At 59.4% G+C, this 22,172-nt stretch carries 21 protein-coding genes; 15 read left to right on the forward strand and 6 right to left on the reverse strand.

From position 1 onward, the window contains the following. The first annotated feature begins 116 nt into the window (after positions 1-116). The 9 genes from VNV36_RS22465 (at position 117) to fapF (ending at position 8,305) form a co-directional block, all read left to right on the forward strand. A complete protein-coding gene (locus VNV36_RS22465) occupies positions 117-1,751 on the forward strand; it encodes a methyl-accepting chemotaxis protein (RefSeq protein ID WP_325720671.1) in 1,635 nt (544 codons plus the stop codon). Positions 1,752-1,900: 149 nt separating this feature from the next. After that, positions 1,901-2,464: a nicotinamide riboside transporter PnuC gene (gene pnuC / locus VNV36_RS22470; protein WP_325720673.1), complete on the forward strand. Its 564-nt coding sequence runs from the start codon at positions 1,901-1,903 to the stop codon at positions 2,462-2,464. After that, positions 2,461-2,985 (forward strand): ATP/GTP-binding protein, encoded by a 525-nt coding sequence (locus VNV36_RS22475; RefSeq protein ID WP_325720674.1) that lies wholly within the window; start codon positions 2,461-2,463, stop codon positions 2,983-2,985. The genes pnuC and VNV36_RS22475 overlap by 4 nt, the downstream gene beginning before the upstream one ends. Before the next feature lie 339 nt (positions 2,986-3,324). Next, entirely contained in the window at positions 3,325-3,774 is a 450-nt protein-coding gene (fapA, locus tag VNV36_RS22480) for a functional amyloid chaperone FapA (RefSeq protein ID WP_325720675.1), read from the forward strand. A gap of 1 nt (position 3,775) precedes the next feature. Then, positions 3,776-4,348: a fibril amyloid subunit FapB gene (gene fapB, locus VNV36_RS22485; protein ID WP_325720677.1), complete on the forward strand. Its 573-nt coding sequence runs from the start codon at positions 3,776-3,778 to the stop codon at positions 4,346-4,348. 69 nt (positions 4,349-4,417) lie between these two features. Then, a complete protein-coding gene (fapC, locus tag VNV36_RS22490) occupies positions 4,418-5,407 on the forward strand; it encodes an amyloid-like fimbrin subunit FapC (protein ID WP_325720679.1) in 990 nt (329 codons plus the stop codon). Positions 5,408-5,472: 65 nt separating this feature from the next. Then, positions 5,473-6,153: a fibril amyloid maturation endopeptidase FapD gene (gene fapD / locus VNV36_RS22495; protein WP_325720681.1), complete on the forward strand. Its 681-nt coding sequence runs from the start codon at positions 5,473-5,475 to the stop codon at positions 6,151-6,153. A 43-nt stretch (positions 6,154-6,196) separates the two neighbouring features. Next, positions 6,197-6,943 (forward strand): fibril amyloid subunit FapE, encoded by a 747-nt coding sequence (gene fapE / locus VNV36_RS22500; protein ID WP_325720683.1) that lies wholly within the window; start codon positions 6,197-6,199, stop codon positions 6,941-6,943. Positions 6,944-6,988: 45 nt separating this feature from the next. Next, positions 6,989-8,305: a fibril amyloid transporter FapF gene (gene fapF / locus VNV36_RS22505; protein ID WP_325720685.1), complete on the forward strand. Its 1,317-nt coding sequence runs from the start codon at positions 6,989-6,991 to the stop codon at positions 8,303-8,305. Between the two features lie 99 nt (positions 8,306-8,404). Here fapF and VNV36_RS22510 read toward each other — a convergent pair whose 3' ends face one another. After that, positions 8,405-9,730 carry a sigma-54 dependent transcriptional regulator gene (locus tag VNV36_RS22510; RefSeq protein ID WP_325720687.1) on the reverse strand — a complete coding sequence of 442 codons (1,326 nt, stop codon included), beginning with the start codon at positions 9,728-9,730 and terminating at the stop codon, positions 8,405-8,407. A gap of 378 nt (positions 9,731-10,108) precedes the next feature. On the opposite strand from VNV36_RS22510, the gene VNV36_RS22515 reads away from it, so the two are divergent. The 3 genes from VNV36_RS22515 to nhaB all read left to right on the forward strand — a co-directional run bounded on the left by VNV36_RS22515 (position 10,109) and on the right by nhaB (position 13,775). Next, the gene (locus VNV36_RS22515) at positions 10,109-10,375 is read left to right on the forward strand and encodes a hypothetical protein (protein WP_016774677.1); all 267 of its coding nucleotides are present in this window, start codon (positions 10,109-10,111) and stop codon (positions 10,373-10,375) included. Between the two features lie 265 nt (positions 10,376-10,640). Continuing rightward, complete coding sequence (locus VNV36_RS22520) at positions 10,641-11,930, forward strand: NHL repeat-containing protein (protein WP_325720689.1); 1,290 nt, start codon at positions 10,641-10,643, stop codon at positions 11,928-11,930. A gap of 342 nt (positions 11,931-12,272) precedes the next feature. Beyond that, entirely contained in the window at positions 12,273-13,775 is a 1,503-nt protein-coding gene (gene nhaB / locus VNV36_RS22525) for a sodium/proton antiporter NhaB (protein WP_325720691.1), read from the forward strand. Between the two features lie 124 nt (positions 13,776-13,899). Here nhaB and VNV36_RS22535 read toward each other — a convergent pair whose 3' ends face one another. The 3 genes from VNV36_RS22535 to gnd are packed head-to-tail and all read right to left on the reverse strand — an operon-like array spanning position 13,900 to position 17,218. Beyond that, entirely contained in the window at positions 13,900-14,721 is an 822-nt protein-coding gene (locus VNV36_RS22535; RefSeq protein ID WP_325720693.1) for an HAD family hydrolase, read from the reverse strand. After that, on the reverse strand, positions 14,718-16,241 hold the full coding sequence (gene zwf / locus VNV36_RS22540) for a glucose-6-phosphate dehydrogenase (RefSeq protein ID WP_325720695.1): 1,524 nt from the start codon (positions 16,239-16,241) through the stop codon (positions 14,718-14,720). The genes VNV36_RS22535 and zwf overlap by 4 nt, the downstream gene beginning before the upstream one ends. Continuing rightward, positions 16,238-17,218 (reverse strand): phosphogluconate dehydrogenase (NAD(+)-dependent, decarboxylating), encoded by a 981-nt coding sequence (gnd, locus tag VNV36_RS22545; protein WP_325720697.1) that lies wholly within the window; start codon positions 17,216-17,218, stop codon positions 16,238-16,240. The genes zwf and gnd overlap by 4 nt, the downstream gene beginning before the upstream one ends. A gap of 275 nt (positions 17,219-17,493) precedes the next feature. On the opposite strand from gnd, the gene VNV36_RS22550 reads away from it, so the two are divergent. From VNV36_RS22550 to VNV36_RS22560, 3 genes are all read left to right on the forward strand, one after another. Beyond that, positions 17,494-17,676 carry a DUF6026 family protein gene (locus tag VNV36_RS22550; RefSeq protein WP_325720699.1) on the forward strand — a complete coding sequence of 61 codons (183 nt, stop codon included), beginning with the start codon at positions 17,494-17,496 and terminating at the stop codon, positions 17,674-17,676. Between the two features lie 210 nt (positions 17,677-17,886). Beyond that, positions 17,887-19,629, forward strand: a complete 1,743-nt coding sequence (locus tag VNV36_RS22555; protein WP_325720701.1) for a phosphoethanolamine transferase CptA — start codon at positions 17,887-17,889, stop codon at positions 19,627-19,629. Between the two features lie 150 nt (positions 19,630-19,779). Further along, complete coding sequence (locus VNV36_RS22560) at positions 19,780-19,980, forward strand: hypothetical protein (protein WP_325720702.1); 201 nt, start codon at positions 19,780-19,782, stop codon at positions 19,978-19,980. A 225-nt stretch (positions 19,981-20,205) separates the two neighbouring features. Here VNV36_RS22560 and VNV36_RS22565 read toward each other — a convergent pair whose 3' ends face one another. Further along, positions 20,206-20,787: a DinB family protein gene (locus VNV36_RS22565; RefSeq protein ID WP_325720704.1), complete on the reverse strand. Its 582-nt coding sequence runs from the start codon at positions 20,785-20,787 to the stop codon at positions 20,206-20,208. Positions 20,788-20,804: 17 nt separating this feature from the next. After that, positions 20,805-21,923 (reverse strand): cell division protein ZapE, encoded by a 1,119-nt coding sequence (zapE, locus tag VNV36_RS22570; protein ID WP_325720706.1) that lies wholly within the window; start codon positions 21,921-21,923, stop codon positions 20,805-20,807. Positions 21,924-22,172: the final 249 nt, after the last annotated feature.

A 22,172-nucleotide genomic window follows, 5' to 3' on the forward strand; every position in this document is an offset into this window, starting at 1 on the left:
GCCTTAATAGCGCTCTTCGCGCTGGCTGGCTTGCCTAGCGCCGTTCCGAGCACACAGCGGTGGCTGGATGCTGGCGATCGTTTATTACAAGAACAAGAATCAGGAGTGACAGCGTTATGAACAGCTTGCGCAGTGTGTCGATCAGCCGACGCTTGTGGCTCATCTTGATTGTGGCGGTGGGCATGTTGCTGACCTTGGGCGTGCTGATGCTCAAGCAGATCCACGACGACCTCTACCACGCCAAGGCACAGAAAACCCAGCACGTGGTGCAGACCGCCAGTGGCCTGCTCACGTATTACCAAGGGCTGGAAACCGCCGGCACCCTTACCAGGGAAGCGGCGCAGAAACAGGCCCTGACTGCGATCCGTGGCCTGCGCTACGACCAGAGTGATTATTTCTGGATCAACGACCTTACCCCGGTGATGGTCATGCATCCGACCAACCCCAAACTCGAGGGCCAGAACCTTTCGGCGATCCGCGACCCGGACGGCTTTGCGGTTTTCAACGAGATGGTCGCCATCGCCAAGGCCAAAGGCGCGGGCATGGTCAATTATCGCTGGCCGAAACCGGGGGCCACAGATCCGGTGGCCAAGACCTCTTACGTAAAACTGTTCGAGCCGTGGGGCTGGGTCATCGGTTCGGGTGTGTATGTGGACGATGTGCAGGCAGAGTTCCAGGGGCAGATGATCAAGGCGTCGCTGATCGGTCTGGCGATTGCGCTGATCATGGCCCTGCTGGTGATTCTCATCGCACGCAGCATCGTCCGTCCGTTGCAGGAAACGGTAAATGCCATGGCTAACATCGCCAGCGGCGAAAGCGACCTGACCCGCAGCCTCGACACCCACGGCAAGGATGAGGTCACCGAGCTCGCCCATCACTTCAATGCCTTCACGGCCAAGTTGCGGCGGGTGATTGGTGATCTGCAGGTATCGGCCAGTGCCTTGGGTCAGTCGTCCAGCGAGTTGGGCAACGACGCCTCGCAGGCGCAGCTGCGCAGTCAACAACAGTCACAGCAGATGGAACTGGTGGCCACGGCGATCAACGAAGTCACTTATGGCGTGCAGGACGTGGCGAAAAACGCTGAACACGCCGCCGCTGAAATGCGCGATGCCGAAGCGCAGGCGCAACAGGGGCAGATCAACATTGATGGCAGCTTGCAGCAGATCGACAAGCTCTCAGGGACGATTGATCAGGCGGTTGAAGTGATCCGCACACTGGCTGCCGAGAGCACGCAGATTGGCAGCGTACTTGAGGTAATTCGCTCGATTGCCGAGCAGACCAATCTCCTGGCACTCAACGCCGCGATTGAAGCGGCGCGCGCGGGTGAGCAGGGCCGCGGATTTGCCGTGGTCGCGGATGAGGTGCGCTTGCTGGCTCAGCGTACGCAGAAATCGACGGCGGAGATTCAGTCGATGATCGAGCGTTTGCAGAACCACTCGGAGGCTGCGGTGAAGGTGATCAGTGACAGCAGCAGGGCTTCGCAATTGACCATCGAGCAAGCGGGCCTGGCCGGTGCGAGTCTTAACGCGATCGGCCAGGCTTTGCGCAATTTGAACGGGCTGAATGCCTCGATTGCCAGCGCTACGTTGCAACAGGCGCATGTGGTCGAAGACATCAACCAGAACGTCACCCAGGCGGCCGGGCTTTCGCATAGCACTGCGTTGGCGGCGGAACAATCCAGTGCAGCCAGTCTGCGCCTTGGGCAACTGAGCGAACAGCTCAACGGGTTGCTGCGCCAGTTCCGCGTCTAGCAACCATCCCCTGCAGGAGTGAGCCTGCTCGCGATAGCGGTGTTTCAGACAATATAAGTCTGGCCGACACACCGCTATCACGAGCAGGCTCACTCCTACATGTTTTTGGGTACAATCCGCCCCCTTCTTTCATTCCCCAAGGATCGCTCATGTCCGGGCTCGAACTGTTTGCCGCTGCTCTCGGTGTAATCGCCGTGTGGCTGACGGTTAAACAGAATCCGTGGTGCTGGCCGATCGGGCTGGTCATGGTGTTGCTCTACAGCTGGATCTTCTTTGAGGTGAAGCTGTATTCGGACATGTTGCTGCAAGTCATCTACGCCGCGCTGCAAGTCTACGGCTGGTGGCAATGGACCCGCGCCGGGACGATGCACGACGGCCGCGAAGTCAGCCGCCTCGACGCACGCTCGATTCTCATCGGCCTCGGCCTCGGTGCAATCGGCAGCCTGTTGCTGGGCACGGCGATGGCGCACTGGACGGACGCCGCGCAGCCGTGGCTCGACGCTGCGCTCACTGGTTTCAGCCTGGTTGCGCAATTGTGGATGGCGCACAAGCGTCTGCAATGCTGGGCCTTGTGGTTTGTCCTCGACGTGATCTTTGTCGGACTGTTCATCTATAAAGGCTTGTACCTGACCGCCGCCCTTTACGCGCTGTTTACCCTGCTTGCGGTGCAAGGCTGGCGTGCATGGCGCGCGGATCCGGCGCTGCGCACATGAAGGTCGTCGTCCTCACCGGCCCGGAATCCACTGGCAAGAGCTGGCTGGCCGCAGGCTTGGAACAGCGTTTTGGCGGTGCGCGCGTCGACGAATATGTGCGCCGGTTCATTGAGGAAAATCCACGCGATACCTGCCTGGCCGACATCCCGGCGATCGCCCGTGGGCAGTTGCAATGGGAAGATCAGGCGCGCGCGCAACAACCTGCCCTGCTGATTCTGGATACTCACCTGCTGAGCAACATCCTCTGGAGCCAGACCCTGTTCGGCGCCTGCCCGAGCTGGCTGGAAAGCGAATTGCTGGCGCGCCATTACGACCTGCACCTGCTGCTATCGCCGCGACAGATCGACTGGACGCAAGACGGTCAGCGCTGCCAACCCGATCTCGCGGATCGCATGGCTTTCTACGAAGCCACTCGCGCCTGGCTGATGCAACATCGGCAGCCGATGCAGATCATTGAAGGCAATTGGGCCGACCGCCAGGTGCAAGCCTTTGCGGCGGTCGAACGTTTGATGTCCTGCTGATCGCTGGATGTTTTATCCCTTGTTCCGGGACGGATCTGTCCGTTTTTGAAACACTCCTGACGGCGCAAAGCCCCAGCCAAGCGCTGTTCATCATCCCGTCATTTGAACTGTTACGTCGATGAAACACCTCGGCGCAAACCCTTGTTCCAGAGCTTTCCAGCGCCCATTGCCATCGCAGCGGGTCCTGTGCTGTATCACGGCTGAAACAGTAGTCGCTGTCTGTGCTTGCCCTGACCATGCAAGCCATTGAAATCACAACATAACCCAAAACCGGCACAGCTTTAGCTCTGTCCTTCCCAACGCTGAACATTCCAGCCCACTGAAGAAGGAATTGCAGCCGTGGGGAATTTCAACAAGAGCCTGACCTGCCTTCTGCTGATCGGATCAGCCGCCAGTGCATTCATCAGCATTAGCGCGCAAGCCGAAGGCAATGGGGTGATCGTCCTCAACCGCGACGTTCAACCGATCCCGATCGGCCGCAACGGCGGCAAAGACCCCTATCCAACCACGGTCAATGCCAACCCATCGGCACGGATCAATCAAACCCTCAGCAGTACTGAACTCAGCGACGGCGATTTCGCCAGTGTCGCCAGCGGCTCTTCGATTCGCGGCAACATGACCACGCCCAGCTCCAACCTGCCCGGCATGAATACCCTGACCAACCAGAACGGCCTGCCCGGCATGCGCACCGGCACTGGCGGCGGCGCGGGCGGCTCGATCTCCAATACCGTCAACCGGGCGATGAGCACCGGGCTGGCGCCTCTGACTCGCATGGCCGGAGGCCAATGACATGAATCGCACCCTGCTGCTTCTCGCCCTGCTCGGCTGCACCAGCGCCATGGCCGATTCGGCTTCAGTCAACAAAGCGAATATTCAGGATTCCGGCGCGCAATACCGCGGCAATTTCAACGTCAACCAGGCCGCCGGTGACCAGATGCAACAAGCCAACACCAAGGCGATTGCCATCGGCACCGAATCCCATGCCACTACCAGCGTCCGGCAAGACATCGATACGCCCGCCAGCCGCGCCATCGACGCGAGCGCCAACATCGGCGGCAACTCTTTCAGCAATGGCAACGGCATTCTCGGGGTAAACCAGGGCGCGGGTGCCAACAATCAAATGGCCAACGTTACGCGCGTCAGCATCAGTGCCGGCCCGCAGAGCGTTGACGACAGCGCCCTTTCACAACAGAACGTGGCGTTTTTACCGAGCTCAGGAGCAACTGGCACCGCACCCGGCAGTCGCCAGGTCACGACAAGTGATCAGGCCTTCACCGGCAGCCGAGGGGTGATCCAGGTGAACCAGAGTGCCGGGGTGGGGAACCGAATGGCTAACACCCTGAGCATCCGGGTCGCTGACTGACCCAAACAAAGTGCAATTGGAAAAGTAACAACACTTAACCCAACTAATAAGCACGACGGAGAAACAACCATGAAACCTACAATGGCTCTCAAACCACTGGTTTTCGCACTCGCAGCAGTGATGGCAATGGCAGCACAGGCTGGCGGCCGTGGCGACAACGGTCATGGTAACGGACACGGTAATGGTCACGGCCATCCTCAGGGTCCTAATCTGGAACAACTGCTGCAGATCACCGCAGGCGCCGGCGCCGCTGTACTCGACGCGCAAAACAGCGACGGCAACGTGGTGAAAAACCAGGGCACCCTGAACAACGCCAATGCCAGCGACTCGCTCAACGGCTCCAACGGCAACATGGGCGCCAACGTTGCAGCCGGCGACGGCAACCAGCAGGACAACGCTGCTGCGCTGGCCACCGCTGACGAAAGCTTCATCTTCGGCAATGCTGTTGCAGCCTCGAGCGCGACTCAGGTGAACAACAACAACTACGTGAAAAACTCGTCGACCTTCAACAACGCCACGCTCAACAACGCAGGCAACAACGGTTCCGGCAACATCGGCATCAACGTCAGCGCCGGCAACTTCAACCAACAGAAAAACAACCTCGCCATCGCCGTTTCCGGTGGTCGCGTAGCCACCGCTGCTGCCTCTGCCAACCAGTCCTCCACTGGCCTGGTCGTGGAAAACAAAGGCGTACAGGCTTACAAAACCGACACCCTCACCGGGACTTATGCAGCCGCTGGCGTGTTCAAAGCCAAAGGCACCGCGACCATCGAAGACGATGACCACCACGGCGGTTGGGGTAACCGTGGCGGCGGCCACGGCGGCAACGATGATCAGAAAGCCAAGTTCGAAGCCGTGGGTACTTTTGGCCTCGCTGGTGTGACCACCCAACAAGTGCTGACCAAAGATGGCTGGAAAACCCCTGTCGTCAACAATGCCAACATGACCAATTCGATGAACAACTTCTCCGGCAACGGTGGAGCCAACGTCTCGGCCGGTGTGGGCAACCAACAAAGCAACTCGCTGTCCATCGCCGCAGGTTGCAAGGCCTGCATGTAATCGCAATCGAAACGAAAGCCCCGGCAACGGGGCTTTTCCTCGGACCCACGAAGGCGTATCCGATCATGCGGACTCCTGCCCTCCTCGCTCTGCTTTGTCTGTGCGGCCTGACTCAGGCGGCGCAGATGCCCGTGGCTGCCCTGCCGGGTGGCGTGCTGGTCTACAAGGACGTGCAAAGCATTCGTGAGCGCAAGTTTGCCGACATCGTCGAACAGAAGACCGATTTCAGTTGCGGCGCTGCTGCACTGGCGACGGTCCTGCGCCAGGCTTATTGGCTCGACGTCGATGAAGAGCACATCATCAAAGGCATGCTGGTCAACGCTGACCAGGACCTGGTGCGAACCCAGGGTTTCTCCATGCTCGACATGAAGCGCTACGTAGAAAGCATCGGCATGCGTGCCCGAGGCTACCGGATCCCGCCCGAGAAACTCGAAGCGGTGACCATTCCGGTGGTGGTTCTGATGGACATTCGCGGCTACAAGCATTTCGTTGTGCTGCAGCGTTCGGACAAGGACTGGGTGTACATCGCAGATCCGGTTCTCGGCCACAAACGCTACAAACATGACGACTTTGTCAAAGGTTGGAACGGTATCGTCTTTGCCATCGTCGGCCCCGGTTACGACAAGGCCAACGCCTTGCGCAGCCCTCCGGTGCCACTGACGGCGAAGAACTCACTGGACAGTTTCAACCCGGTCAAAGATGCGGAATTGATGGATTTCGGGTTCATTCAGAGCGACTTCTTTTAATCGCCGAGTTAGAGAATGGGACTGGATGTCCCGGGAGCAGCAGATGAAAAGCTCATACTGGCTGGCCGCCGCCTGCCTGGCAGCGAGTGCGTCAGGCTTTGCCCATGCCGGATTCAAACCCATCGAAATCAAGGACCAGGAGCTCGCCGAGCTGCGCGGTCGTTACGTCATGCCGGGCCGGATCATCAGCTTCGGCATTGTCATGAGCAGTACCTGGCGCAACGCCAGCGGCGATCTGATCGGGGCCGCTACATCGATGCAGATCCAGGCCGCAACGGTCAAACCGGAATTTTACGTCTCGACCATCAAGGAGTCGGGCAATGGCAGTACACCCGCGTTGGGCACCGGCACCGTGATCGGTGGCGCCGGCCTCAACAGTACGCAAGGCGTAACACAAAGCGTGCGCGCGGCGGGTGATGGCAACACCGCCAATAACAACGTCGCGATCAACGTCAGCGAAGCCAGTCAGGCGCCGGCTCTGGTGCCGTCGCAAGGCCAGGCCCTCGTCGCCGGGCAGACCATCACCGGCAGCAACGGCGCCGGCAGTGTCGCGGTGTCGGCCAATGGCGGCGGCGTGCAAATGGCCATTCAGGCCAGCGGCAATCAGGGCACGGCATTGCAACAGGTCGCCCAGGGCGGGCTGCTGCAGAACACCCGCTTGCTCGGCAGTGCCAACGTGGTCAACAACCTTACGCAACTCAACGTCGTACTTAACAATAACGGCAGAAGCGCCGGCGCACTGGATTGCAACCTGACCCAACTCGGGGCCCTACGCAATATCGGATATTGAACTACGCTGAGTCTCGATCATTGGGCTTAAAGGGACGGCTTATTCATGTATCGATCAGTATCACTGCGTGCTGCAGTGTGTTTGAGTACCCTTCTTCCGGCGGCGCTGCTGCACGCAGCGCCCGACGCCGATGTTGAAGCCCTGAAACGGGAACTTCTGGAACTGAAACAACGATACGAATTACAACAACAGGCACTGGCGGTACTTGAACAACGGGTCCGCCAGGTAGAAGAACAGCCCGCCGCCCCACCGCCAAAACGGCTGGCCAAATCGCCGTCCGACATGAAAGGCAATCGAGTCGCCGCCGCAGCCGCCACGGGCACCGGCGCAGCCGCCGCATCGGGAGGTGCTGCGGGGGGCAGTGGCGCTTCTTACGGTCAGTCGCTGGCCGATGATTCGCAACCGGCGCAAAGCGTTTCCAACCTGTACGACGAAGCCAGCGGCTTCTTCGGCGGCGGCAAGTTCAGCGTTGAAACCGGCCTTACTTATTCGCGCTACGACACCCGCCAGTTGATCCTCAACGGTTTCCTTGCACTGGATTCGATCTTCCTCGGCAACATCAACCTCGACCGGATCAAGGCTGACACCTGGACCCTCGACCTGACGGGCCGCTACAACTTCGACAACCGCTGGCAGTTCGATCTGAACGTGCCGGTGGTCTATCGCGAGTCGACTTATCAGTCGGGCGGCGGCAACCAGGGCGCGGCTGGCGTCACCACCGAAGAAACCGTCACCAAGGACCCAACCATTGGCGACGTCAACTTCGGCATCGCCTACAAGTTCCTCGACGAATCGGTCAACACCCCGGACGCCGTCGTCACCTTGCGCGTGAAGGCGCCAACCGGCAAAGACCCGTTCGGCATCAAACTGCGCCAGACCGATGCCAACTCCAACCTGTTCGTGCCCGACACCCTGCCGACCGGCAACGGCGTCTGGTCGATCACCCCGGGCATCTCGCTGGTCAAAACGTTTGACCCCGCGGTGCTGTTCGGCAGCCTCTCCTACACCCACAACCTTGAGGAATCGTTCGACGACATCAGCTCCACCGTCAACCAGAAAACCCCAGGTAAAGTGCGCATCGGCGACAGTTTCCAGATCGGCGCCGGCATCGCCTTCGCGCTCAACGAGAAGATGAGTATGTCGTTCTCGGTCTCCGACCTGGTGCAACGCAAGAGCAAGCTGAAACAGGACGGCGGCGATTGGGAATCGGTAGTTTCCAGCGATGCCAACGCCGGTTACTTCAACGTCGGCATGACCATTGCGGCCACCGACAACCTGACGATCGTGCCTAACTTGTCGATCGGCATGACCGACGATGCGCCGGACTTTTCCTTCAGTCTGAAATTCCCGTATTACTTCTAAAGCGAAGCAAAAGATCGCAGCCTTCGGCAGCTCCTACAGGGATTACGCAATCCGAATGTAGGAGCTGCCGAAGGCTGCGATCCTTTGATCTTCAGCGATCTAACGAATCTGATGCTTGTGCAGTAACCGGTAGAACGTCGGCCTTGATACACCGAGCACCTTGGCCGCGACGCTGAGGTTGTCACTGTGCCGATTCAACACATCACACAACGCCTGCCGTTCCGCCCGGGTCTTGTAGTCCTCCAGTGTGCCCATCGGCGTGGCTATCGCGTGCTGACTGATCAACCCCAGATCCCGCGCCTCGATCTGCCGTCCCTCGGCCAATACCAATCCGCGCCGCACCCGGTTCGCCAGTTCGCGCACGTTGCCGGGCCAGTCATGCTTGCCCATCGCGATCAACGCGTCCTCACTGAAGCTGCGCGGCCGCCGTCCGGTCTCATGGCTGTAGAAGTGCGAAAAATGGTTGGCCAGCATCGACAGATCACCATGGCGCTCACGCAATGGCGCGGTGACCACTTGCAGAACGTTCAGGCGGTAATAGAGATCTTCACGAAACCGTTTCTTCTCGATCGCCGCCTCCAGGTCAACGTGAGTCGCTGCCAGCACCCGCACATCCACGGGAATCGGTTGACTGCCACCGACGCGCTCAATGTGCCTTTCCTGAAGAAAGCGCAGCAGATTGGCCTGCAGCTCCAGCGGCAAATCGCCGATTTCATCGAGGAACAACGTGCCGCCATTGGCCGCTTCAATGCGCCCGACCTTGCGCTGATGCGCGCCGGTAAATGCACCCTTCTCATGACCAAACAATTCGGACTGAATCAGATGCTCGGGAATAGCCCCGCAGTTGATCGCCACAAACGGTTTGCCGTGGCGCTGTGACTGCCGATGCAAAGTGCGCGCGACCAGTTCTTTACCGGTACCGCTTTCGCCGCGAATCAGCACTGGGGATTCGGTGGGTGCCAGTTTGCTGAGCAATTTGCGCAGTTCGCGGATCGGTTTGCTGTCGCCAAGCAGTTCGTGTTCCGGCTGATCGACATGGATTGTGCCCTGCCCGCGCAGTCTTGCCATGCCAAAGGCACGGCCGAGGGTAACCTGTACCCGTGAAACGTCGAAGGGCAAGGTGTGGAAGTCGAAAAACCATTCACAGACAAAGTCACCTACGTTTTGTAAACGCAGGACTTCCTGATTGAGCACGGCGATCCATTCGGTGCCGCTGCGGCTGATCAGCTCTTTGACTGCCTCGGGGCGCTCCAGATGAAACGGCTGCAAGCGCAACAGGCCGACATCACAGGCGCGGTCGGCGGCGTGCTCCAGGCTGCAACTGGCAACATCCCAGCCCACGGCCCGCAATCCGGGCAACAAGCGATGGCAGTCATCGCAGGGATCGACCACCAGTAGACGTCTCGACGCAGGCGCTTCGCTCATAACTGTTCCTTGGCGCCAAATTTTATAAATGATTGTAAAAACAGTCATTTGGCAGACCCGGTTGTAACACTAGCAAGATTTTGACGGAGGCTTGTATCGATTGCTTATAGGAAGGCTGCCAAAAGAGTTATAAGAAAGCTGGTTGTTAGTTAGCTATCGACTATTTGTGGCGTGTCAGGCTGAGGGGTGAATTCAGCGCGGTGTCCAGACATGTACCGAATCATTCAACTGAACCCGGATCATGTAAAGAACTTGAAATTTCTTTGTTTCACTTGTGACCCGATCCCTGGTTGCGTGCATCAGTACAAGTAACCCGCCGCACGGTAAGCCCAACCGACGGCACATCACTTGATTGGGCGCCAATAGAGAGAAGACCCCATGACTGCCCCGCTGCGTATCAACGAAGCTCTTTTGATTGCCAACCACGCCTTCAAGCCTTTCCAGTGCGTGGCCTGGGCGCCACAGGACGGCAATGGCGAACTGAGCCTGACCGTCGTCGACCGCACCAATTCCCACATCGGTCGCAAACAGATTCCGAGCAGCGCCTACTCCGACCCTGCCCAACTCGAACAACTCCTGCAACAGGCGCGCGCCGAACTGAGCGAAGACGGCCATAAGTTGCAATCCTGGTCGATGCCACACTGATACACCAGAAAGGCGGATGACGTTAAGTCATCCGCCTTTTTCACATTAGTTGTCGCCTCGACCGCGGACTTGCCGCCCGCAAGTTTCGCTTAAAGTACTTGGCTCGCTTTCCACTGGTTCAAAAAGACACTGTTCTGGCACAGTGCGACCGTCGTTCTGGTGGCTCTTGCAGTTGTACTTCCCGCCGTTCAGGGATTGAATGTTCCGCTCGTGCAGTCAGCCTCCCAATCACTGGGTATCGGTTTACTCGCAAGGAGACGCGTGCATGTCTACCCTGAACACTTTGGCGCTGCCTGCCGCATGGAATGAATCCGGTTCTCTTGACCCAAGCTTCGCGATTTGTGGCGTTGCGCAGGTGTACTTTGCCGGCAGTCTGTCCAGCCTGACCCAACATGTCGCCATTGATGCGCAGGGCCGAATTCTGGTGGCGGCCAAAGTCGGCACGGCCAAAGGCAGTCGTTTTGGCGTCGCCCGCCTGCTTGCCGATGGCTCGGCCGATTTGTCCTTTGGCCTGCAGGGCAGCGTGATCGGTACGTTCGTCGAGGGTTTCGAAGCCCGGGCCGGCAAGGTTCAGGTGCTGCCTGATGGCAGGATCCTGCTGGCCGGTCTTCATTATGAAAATACTCATCACACCCTGCCCGCTCTCGCGCTGTTCGATGAACAAGGCGAGCTCGACCGATCTTTCGCAGATCAGGGTTCGCAGGTGGTGCGGCTGCCGGGCGACCTGTCCATGGGCACCCGCGACAACTGGCTACCGCCGGGCGTTCCGGGCGTTGAAGCGTGTGACTTTGCGGTGCAGGAGGACGGCTGCATTCTGCTGATCGCCAACCATCATTTCAGTTTTGCCGACCACGCCGGGATGCTGATTCGTCTGCGGCCCGATGGCCGTCTGGATGAATCCTTCAACGGGCGCGGCTTCGTGATGATCCGCCACCTGCTGCTCAATACCTGGCTGAGCACCCTGTTATTGAAGAACGATGGTCGAATCGTGGTGGCGGGTTCCATCGACTTTCCCCAGCATGGGCTGCTGGCTGTTTATCTGCCCGATGGGCGGCTGGACGAGCGGTTTGCCGTGGATGGCTTCATGGCCTTCAAAGCCTACGGCAAAAGCGCTCAGGTCAGTCAGATCATCGAGTTCGACGACAGGCTGTATTGTTTTGGCAGCAGTCGCGATCCGATTCGCTGTTTGAGCTACGTATTACACGCCAACGGCCGGCCGGACCTGCACTGTCACCATGGCCTGCCACAGGTATTGGACATCGGCCCCAGCGGTTGCCAGTGGAACGCCGCCCGGCTGATGAGCGACGGCCGCATGATCGCCGTAGGCGCCACCATCGGTGGGGTTGAAGCAGACTTCATGGTCGCCCGCTATCTATGCGATGGAAGCCTCGATCCGGCGTTCGGCCAAGGCCACGGCTGGCTCCGCACGCGACTTGGCCGAAGCCTCGATACGGCTAACTCACTGGCCGTGCAAGTCGACGGCGCCGTTGTGGTCGGCGGGTATTCGCTGGATGGCAACTACCGCGCAATGGTTGCGCGTTATCTGAATCACTAAATCGACACCTCCCCCTTCGCAGTCGATGAACACGGTGTCTACAGCGCGACCATCACGGATCTGGCCGTTAATCACGTGCATACTTTGCGCTGTAAATCCGAGACGGGGCGACTGTCTGCACCTTGGGCGATCAGAGTCGTTTCATCGAAGCTCTAAGCGTCGTTCACTGCATCAGCTCTGAGGTAATCAGAGATCCACGACGCCACGGCGCTGTGGATCTCTTACAGGGTGATCGCCACGGATTGGCAACGCACGATCGTTCTCAAGCAATCGCTTCCCGAAACCTTGATCTTCCCTGAAACATCCGGCAACTTTCGCGCTTCTAAATAAAAGGAGCAGCCGATGTCCGGTTCAATGGCCCAGGCGTTCGCGCACAATTTCCTCGGGCAATCGCCACGCTGGTACAAGGCGACCATCGTCGGTTTTCTGATCCTCAATGCCGTGGTGCTGTACGCCATTGGCCCGGTCGCCGCAGGCTGGCTGTTGGTCATCGAGTTCATCTTCACCCTGGCCATGGCGCTCAAATGCTATCCGTTGATGCCGGGCGGCCTGTTGTTGATTGAGGCGCTGTTGCTGAAGATGACCACGCCGCAAGCGCTGTATGACGAGTTGCTGCACAACTTCCCCGTGATCCTGCTGCTGATGTTCATGGTGGCCGGTATTTACTTCATGAAGGATCTGCTGCTGTTTCTGTTCTCGCGGCTGCTGCTGGGCGTGCGCTCGAAAGCCATCCTGGCGTTGATGTTCTGCTTTTTATCGGCATTCCTCTCCGCGTTTCTGGATGCGTTGACCGTGACGGCGGTGATCATCAGTGCGGCGGTGGGTTTTTATTCGGTTTATCACCGGGTCGCCTCGGGCAATGATCCGCGTCAGGACAGCGAGTTCAGTGACGACCGCCACCTGCCGACGCTGCACCACGAAGACCTCAATCAATTTCGCGCTTTTCTGCGCAGCCTGTTGATGCATGGCGCGGTCGGCACGGCCCTTGGCGGTGTCTGCACGTTGGTTGGCGAGCCGCAGAACCTGCTGATCGGCCATGAGATGGGCTGGCATTTCGCCGAGTTTTTCCACAAAGTCGCGCCCGTGTCCCTGCCAGTGCTGGCAGCGGGTCTGGTGACGTGTGTGCTGCTGGAGAAGCTGCGCTGGTTCGGTTACGGCACGTTGCTCCCAGAAAACGTGCGCGCCGTACTGGCGAACTATGCCGCCGAAGACAATGCCCAGCGCACGCCGCGCCAAACGGCGGCCCTACTGGTGCAAGGTGCAGCGGCACTGATTCTGATTGGCTGCCTGGCATTCCATGTCGCCGAGGTCGGCCTGATCGGTTTGATGGTAATCGTGTTGATCACCGCGTTTACCGGGATCACGGACGAACATCGCCTGGGCAGTGCATTCAAGGATGCGATGCCGTTTACCGCGTTGCTGGTGGTGTTTTTTGCGGTGGTGGCGGTGATTCACGATCAGCAACTGTTCGCGCCGCTGATCCAGTGGGTACTCGCCCTGCCGGTGGATCAACAGCCGGGCATGTTGTTTATCGCCAACGGCTTGCTTTCGGCAATCAGCGACAACGTATTCGTCGCGACCATTTACATCACCGAAGTCAAGCAAGCGTTCCTGGCCGGGCATATGAGTCGCGAGCATTTCGAGACACTGGCGATTGCCATTAATACCGGGACCAATCTGCCCAGCGTGGCGACGCCCAATGGTCAAGCGGCTTTCCTGTTCCTGCTGACCTCGGCGATTGCACCGCTGATCCGGCTGTCGTACGGGCGGATGGTGTGGATGGCGCTGCCATATACCGTTGTGATGGGCCTGCTGGGCTGGTATGCGGTGAGCTACTGGCTATAACAGAACGCTGAATACCCTGTGGGAGCGAGCCTGCTCGCGAAGAGGCCGTGTCAGGCAACGAATCTGTTGAATGACACACCGCTTTCGCGAGCAGGCTCGCTCCCACAATGGTTTTTGGGTTGGGTCAGTACGCGAGGATGTACTTTTCGATCGCCTGTGCCACGCCATCTTCGGTATTCGGCGCGGTGACGACGTCAGCCTGGCGCTTGACCGCCTCATCCGCCTGGCCCATGGCAATCGAGAGCCCTGCGCATTTGAACATCGCCGGGTCGTTGCCACCGTCGCCGATGGCGGCAGACTGCTCCAGCGGCACGCCGAGATAGTCGGCAATCGTGGTCAGGGCGGTGCCTTTGTTGGCCTCCAGCGCGGTGACGTCGAGGTACACCGGTTGTGAGCGCGACACCTGTGCCATGCCGTTGACCTTCGGCAACAGCTGCGCTTCCAGTTCAATCAGCAACTGAGTGTTGTTGCTGGTCGCGACGATCTTGTCGATCCGCTCCAGATAGGGCTCAAAACTCTCCACCACCACCGGCGGATACCCGAGACCGCTCTGTTCGCGCGCAACCATCGGCCCATGCGGGTCCTTGAGCAGCCAGTTGCCGCCGCTGAAGACCCATATCTCTACATCCGGCTGATCGGCGAACAGCGCCAGTGCGATCAGCGCTGTACTGGCCGGCAAATAATGCGCAGCCAACAGCGTACCGTCAGGCTTGACGATGGTGCCGCCATTGAACGCTGCTGTCGGCAGATCCACGCCCAAGGCTTCGATCTGCTGCAACATGGCTTTGGGTGGACGTCCCGTGGCGAGACTGAACAACACGCCCGCCTCGCGCAGCGAGCGCACCGCATCGATAGTGCGTTGGCTGAGCGTGTGATCGGGCAACAACAGCGTGCCGTCCATGTCACTTAGCAAAAAACGGATGGGTTGTTTCGCCAAGTCACTCATCCGAGGCCATGCCAGACGCGGCCATCGCGAGTCAGCAAATCTTCGGCCGCTTGCGGGCCATCTTCGCCAGCCGCATAGGTCTGGACGCTGGCGTCCTGCTGCCAGGCATCGAGGAACGGCTGCACTGCGCGCCAACCGTTCTCGATGTTGTCCGCACGCTGGAACAGCGTTTGATCACCGGTCAGGCAGTCGTAGATCAACGTTTCGTAGCCGGTCGATGGCTGCATTTCGAAGAAATCCTTGTAGGCAAAGCCCAGCTCGATATTGGCCATGTTCAGCGCCGGCCCCGGCCGCTTGGCCAGCAGGTCGAACCACATGCCTTCGTTCGGCTGGATCTGGATGCGCAGGTAGGTCGGCTGCAATTCGTCCACTTCGGTGTCGCGGAATTGCGCATAAGGCGCCGGCTTGAAGCAGATGACGATCTCGGTGTCGCGCACGCTCATGCGTTTGCCGGTGCGCAGATAGAATGGCACACCGACCCAGCGCCAGTTGTCGATCATCACTTTCAGCGCCACGTAGGTTTCGGTGGTGCTGTCGGGCGCGACGTTGGCTTCTTCGCGGTAACCCTTCAACGGCTGGCCGTCGCGCTCGCCGGCGCTGTACTGGCCGCGCACCGAGTTGGCCCGCGCCTCTTCGGTCGACCATGGCCGAATCGCGCCAACCACTTTGGCTTTCTCGCCGCGCACTGCGTCGGCGCCGAACGCGGCCGGCGGTTCCATGGCAACCATCGCCAGCAACTGGAACAGATGATTGGGCACCATGTCGCGCAGTGCACCTGTGTGTTCGTAAAAACTGCCACGGGTTTCGACGCCGACGGTTTCCGCCGCCGTAATCTGCACGTGGTCGATGTAGTGATTGTTCCAGAACGCTTCGAACAGGCTGTTGGAAAACCGGCTGACCAAAATGTTCTGCACGGTTTCCTTGCCCAGGTAATGGTCGATCCGGTAGATCTGCTTCTCGCTCATGACCTTGAGCAAGCAGGCGTTCAAGGCTTCGGCTGTTTGCAGATCAGAGCCGAACGGCTTCTCGATCACCACCCTTCTGAACGCTTGCGGGGTTTCTTCAAGCAAACCGGCGCTGCCGAGGCGGCGCACCACTTCACTGAAGAAACGCGGCGCGGTGGCCAGGTAGAACACCGCATTGCCGGTGCCGCTGTCGGCGATCTTTGCCGCCAGGGCTGAATAGGTGCTGTCGTCCAGAAAGTCGCCCTGGACGTAGCTGATACCTTTGGCGAGCTTGGCCCACAGGGCCGGATCAAGCATCTGATCACCCTTGCCGACCTTCGCCGCCACTTCGGTGCGGATGAAGTCTTCGAGCTTCTGCGCGAACGCTTCATCGGTAATGGCGTTGTGATCAACGCCGACGATCCGCAGATTCTCGTCAAGCAGGCCGTCGCGACTGAGGTTGTACAGCGCCGGCATCAGCAAGCGCTTGACCAGGTCGCCGTGGGCACCGAACAAAAACAGCGTGGTCGGTGGGGCGGGTTCTGCCTTGGATTTTCTGCGGATCGTCCGGGTCATTTCTTGGCAATCTCCACGTGGCCGCCAAAGCCGAAGCGTTGTGCAGACAGGATCTTGTCACCAAAGGTGCCCTGCCCGCGCGAGCGGTAACGGGAGAACAGCGAGTTGGACAGCACCGGTACCGGCACCGCTTGCTCCATGGCTGCCTCGATGGTCCATTGACCTTCACCGCTGTCGGCGACGGAGCCGGAGAAACCGTCCAGTTTAGGGTCGCTGGCCAGCGCATCGGCGGTCAGGTCGAGCAGCCAGGACGACACCACACTGCCACGACGCCAGACTTCAGCGATGTCGGCCACGTTCAGGTCGAAACGCTGATCTTCGGGCAGGCGTTCGCTGGATTTGGTCTTGAGAATGTCGAAGCCTTCGGCGAACGCGGCCATCATGCCGTACTCGATACCGTTGTGAATCATCTTCACGAAGTGCCCGGCACCGGCAGGACCGGCGTGGATGTAGCCGTGCTCGGCACGATGGTCATCGGACTTGCGATCCCTGGTGCGCGGAATGTCGCCCATGCCCGGCGCCAGTGCGGCGAACAGGGGGTCGAGGCGCTGCACGGTTTCGGCGTCGCCGCCGATCATCATGCAATAGCCGCGCTCCAGACCCCAGACGCCGCCGGAGGTGCCGACATCGATGTAATGCAGGCCCTTCGCATTCAGGCTCTTGGCCCGGCGAATGTCATCCTTATAGTTGGTGTTGCCGCCGTCGATGATGGTATCGCCGGGTTCGAGCAGTTCGCTCAGGGTGTTGATGGTGTCTTCGGTCGGTGCGCCGGCCGGCAGCATGACCCAGACAGCGCGTGGCTTGTCGAGGCCGGCGACCAGGGCTGGCAAGTCGGCGACGCCGGTGGAGCCCTCGGCGACCAGGTTTTCGATGAAAGCGGTATTGCGGTCGTAAACAACGGTGGTGTGACCGTTGAGCATCAGACGTCGCGCAATATTGCCGCCCATGCGGCCCAGTCCAATAATCCCGAGTTGCATGTGCTGATGCTCCTTACTACAAATAAATGTGTGTCATTGGTTATAGCCCAACGCGACTGATGGAGGTTAGTCCAGAGCGTTGCGATGAAGTTTCCGGGCATTGTGCCCGATCCAGAGTGATAACGCCCCGAATCCTGCCGAAGACACACCGACCATGAAAAATAAAAAAGTTCCCTTCCAGGGCAAAAGAAATCAAAATTGGCGCCGATAGTAAGTCAAGCGCCTCGGAACGAGGAGTGACTTACAGTTGATGCACGCCATTTGCGAGGTGAGCAATGGGCACAGTACACACAGCAATGCCGCCACAAACCCTCTACGTTACGATCCGTCGCGATGAATTGCGCCAGTTGAAAGACGAGCGTGACCAGTTGAAGCACGAATTGGCGCAACTGCGCGCACTGACCCTGGGCTCGCAGCCGCAACCGCGTCCGGTTGTGCAGCGCGCGCCTCACGCCTGATCCCCCGCCTGTTTCGGGAACGACCACCGTCGTTCCCGACATGTTGCACCTCTGACCGCTTGATTCACGCCAAGAGCGGTTTTTAACAAATCTTTCACACGCCCTTGGGGATACTCCGCCCCATTCTGGCCGTACCTGCGCGTACGGCCTCTGTTCGTCGGTGTCATGGAAGCGTCCGGCGTGGGTTTGATGATTGAGCTGGAGCGCGCAATGGCATTGTTCAAACGCAGCAAAACTGCTGCGACTGGTTTCGATTGGGCCGGATTTCTCTGGCTGTTTGTTTTTTTCTGGTACTTCTCGGGCATCACCCAACTGCTGATCCAGCTGACGGGCACTTCCGGCTTCACCGGATTCCGTCAGGCATTTGTGATGAGCGCCTTGTGGCTGGCGCCGATGCTGCTGTTCCCCAAACACACTCGGGTACTGGCGGCGATTATCGGCGTGGTGCTGTGGGCCTGCTCGATGGCCAGTCTGGGCTACTTCTTCATCTATCAGCAGGAATTCTCCCAAAGCGTCATCTTCATCATGTTCGAATCGAACGTGTCTGAAGCGGGCGAGTACATGACGCAGTATTTTGCCTGGTGGATGGTTCCGGCGTTTCTCGCCCATACCGCGTTCGCCTGGTTCCTCTGGACGCGCCTGCGCCCGGTGTACATGCCCCGTGGCCGCGCACTGGTCGCCGCCACGGCGATTGTCGTTGCCGTGGTTGGCTACCCGCTGGTCAAGCAAACCATGCGCATGGGCACCTTCGCCCAGGGCTTCGAGAAATTCGAAACGCGCATCGAGCCCGCCGTGCCTTGGCAGATGGCCGTGGCCTATCATCGCTATCAGGAAACCCTGGCCGACATGCAAGGCATGCTCGACAGCGCCAGCAAGATCCCGCCACTGAAAAACCTCAAGGACGCCTCGGCCGGGCAGCCGGCGACTTTGGTGTTGGTGATCGGTGAATCGACCAACCGCCAGCGCATGAGCCTCTACGGTTATCCGCGCAAGACCACACCGGAACTGGACAAGCTCAAGGATCAACTGGCGATCTTCGACAACGTCATCACCCCGCGCCCCTACACCATCGAAGCGTTGCAGCAAGTGCTGACCTTCGCCGATGAGCAGAATCCGGACCTCTATCTGTCTACCCCTTCGCTGGTCAGCGTAATGAAACAGGCCGGTTACAAGACGTTCTGGATCACCAACCAGCAGACCATGACCAAGCGCAACACCATGCTCACGACCTTTTCCGAACAGGCTGACGAGCAGGTGTACCTGAACAACAACCGCAACCAGAACGCCGCGCAATACGACGGCGACGTCATCGAGCCGTTCAACAAGGCTCTGGCCGATGCGGCGCCGCGCAAACTGATCGTCGTGCATTTGCTCGGCACGCACATGAGCTACCAGTACCGTTATCCGCCGAGTTTCGACAAGTTTCAGGATCGCCAGGGCGTACCGGCCGGTGTGCGTGATGATCAGCTGCCGACCTACAACAGCTATGACAACGCCGTGCTGTACAACGACTTCGTGGTCTCGAGCCTGATCAAGGATTACGCCAAGTCCGATCCGAACGGCTTCCTGCTGTACCTCTCCGACCACGGTGAAGATGTCTTCGACTCGGCTGGCCACAACACCCTGGGCCGTAACGAAAACAAACCGACCGCGCCGATGTACACCATCCCGTTCATGGCCTGGGCATCGCCAAAGTGGAAGGAAAATCACGACTGGAATTTCGCCGGCGACCTCAGCCGCCCGTACAGCAGCTCGCAGTTCATTCATACCTGGGCCGATCTGGCCGGGTTGAGTTCGGATGAGCTGGACCGCAGCAAGAGTCTGGTCAGCGACAGCTTCGTGCCGCGCAAGCTGTTGATTGGTGATCCGTATCAGACGGCAAAACGTGCGTTGATCGATTTCAGCTTGATGAAACCCAAGCCGCCTCAACCGGCAGAGGTGGCGCAAAAGTAAAACGAACAGGGCCTGAAACAGGCCCTTTTTTGTGCGTGCAAAGTCCGCAATAACTGAATGTTAACCAGGTGTTAATCGGCGCCGGACAGACTCTGCCCCGAGATCTGCTTCACGGACGAACCGACTCCGACTTGTTCAGTAGGAGGCACCATGAAAATCACTATTATCATCTTCACCACCCTGCTCACCCTCGGTTCCACCAGCGTCTTCGCCGAAGGCGGTGCCGAGCGGATGCATTATTACTACGACAATTTCCCGGTCCAGCACGCGCAAAAGGCCGATCCCGATGCGAAAGAAATTCGCGTTCCTGCCGACCAGACGGCGCAGGTTACGGAGTCTTATCGCGACTGAGCTTTAACGAGCAACCGATGGACCTCCCGTGGCTCCGCTCTGGCCCGGGAGATGACAGTTGAGGCGCCCTGCCCGGGGCGCCTTTTTTTATGGTCGGCTTTTGGTTTGCGGTGGATTCGCCGCTCACGGAAGATCAAGGGATCGCAGCCTCGTTGCACTCGTCAGCTCCTACATGTACCGGGTTGCAGGAGCTGACGAGTGCAACGAGGCTGCGATCTTTTGCGGTCAGTGGCCCCAGATGAGTTCCTCGGTCCAGCCGAGTTCGGCAAAGTCTTCGGCGCGCAATGCACTTTCGCCCACACAGAAAAACTCATCCAGTTGCGGTGGCTTTACCGCGGTGCCGCTAAGCATTGCATGTACCTGGCCGCGATGGTGGATCTGGTGCTCAAACAAATGCGACAGCATCCGCACGCGACTGTCATGTTGCGGCGGGTCGCGGGCGATGGTGACGATTCTCGGCAGACCGGCATCGCGCAGTTGCTCACAATAGGCGATCAGACGACGATCGACGCGAGCCTGTTGTTCCCGCAGCGCGGTGGCTTCGGTACACGGCTCATCAGCCTTGAAGAATACGTAACAGTCCGGGTGCGGCTCGTCACCGCGCAACTCGCGCTCCAGCGCATCGACGTAAAACCAGTCGCAAGTGAGGATGTGGTTCAGGGTCAAGCGGATGCTCGGGAAGAAGCTCAACCGTGGCGCGGCGAGTTCGGCGGCGTCTAGCTGAAGCCAGGCCTTGGCCAATCGATGGTTGGCCCAGGCATTCTGGTAGGCCATGGTCAGCAAATGATGGGACAGCGGTTGACTCATGTCGGCGCCCTCTTCTTTCAGGCTTCGGCAAAGCGCTGCAGTTGCATCTCCTGCAAACGGCTGAGGGTGCGGCGGAACGGGAATTGCAGATAGCCCTCGGTGTACAGCGCGTCCATCGGCACCACTGCTTCGACGTACAGCGGCACTTTGCGGTCGTAGCATTCGTCGACCAACGCGATGAAGCGGCGAACGCCGTCGTCGTGCACCGACAACTGCGGCAACTCACGATCGCCAGCGACCACCCGCGCGGCGCCGTCTTCGGTGCCCCGTGCAATACGCCCCTCACGCTTCTGCGCGCTGAGGTTCGGCACTTCGCTCAACAGAATAGCTCGGTAGCGGTCGCACAGGGCGATGAAGTCCATCGCCGCGAAAGGTTGTTCGCACAAATCGCTGTAACGGCACCACAGCACGGAGTCACTGGCCTGCACCACATTGAGTATTCGATGGCCAACGGCGACGGGTTCATCGCAACAGGCTTCGTCACAAATCAGCGTCGCGAACACCTCGCTCAAGGCACTTGGCGAATCGGCAGCGCTGACAAAGAAGCGCTGCTCGATCACCCCCGGATGCAAGCGGTGATCCTCGGCGCCATTTACCGCGACCACTTGCATGTGCGCCTTGATCGCGGCAATCGCCGGGGTGAAGCGGTCGCGATTGAAGCCATCGGCGTACAGATCGTCCGGCGGCAGGTTGGAGGTACAGACCACCACCACGCCTTCGTCGAACATCACCTGAAACAGTCGCCCGAGAATGATCGCGTCACCGATGTCATTGACGAACAGTTCATCGAAACACAGGACCTGCACTTCGCCGGCCAGCTCTTTGGCCAACGCACGCAACGGATCGGCAATGCCGCTCAATTGAAACGAGCGCTGGTGCACCCAGCCCATGAAGTGATGGAAATGTTGCCGCCGCGCCGGCACCCGCAGACTTTGATAGAACTGATCCATCAGCCAGGTCTTGCCGCGCCCTACCGGGCCCCACAAGTACACGCCGCTGACCCGACCGGTACCGGCGTGCAAACCTTCATGGCATTTTTGCAAGGCCCGGACCGCGTGTTCCTGGGCTTCATCCTGGATGAAGCCCTTGTGTTCAACGGCGTATTGCCAGGCACTGAGGGGGGAGTCGAAAGTCATGCGCGGCAGTATGCCATGGACGATTTCCCGTTGCTGGTCGAGGCGCGTGAATGATCCGCAGGTGGGAGCGAGTCTGCTCGCGAAGGCAGTCTGTCAGTGACCGAGAGGCAGACTGACCCGCCGCTTTCGCGAGCAGGCTCCCCCACAGGGGGCATTGCGCCCAGTAAAACCTGACCTTTCAGGCAGTTATTGCTCGTTGCCCTCGACGCTCGCTTGCGGCATCCTGCGCGTCCATTTTCTGACCCGGCC

Source organism: Pseudomonas sp., from assembly GCF_035554175.1.
GTDB lineage: Bacteria > Pseudomonadota > Gammaproteobacteria > Pseudomonadales > Pseudomonadaceae > Aquipseudomonas.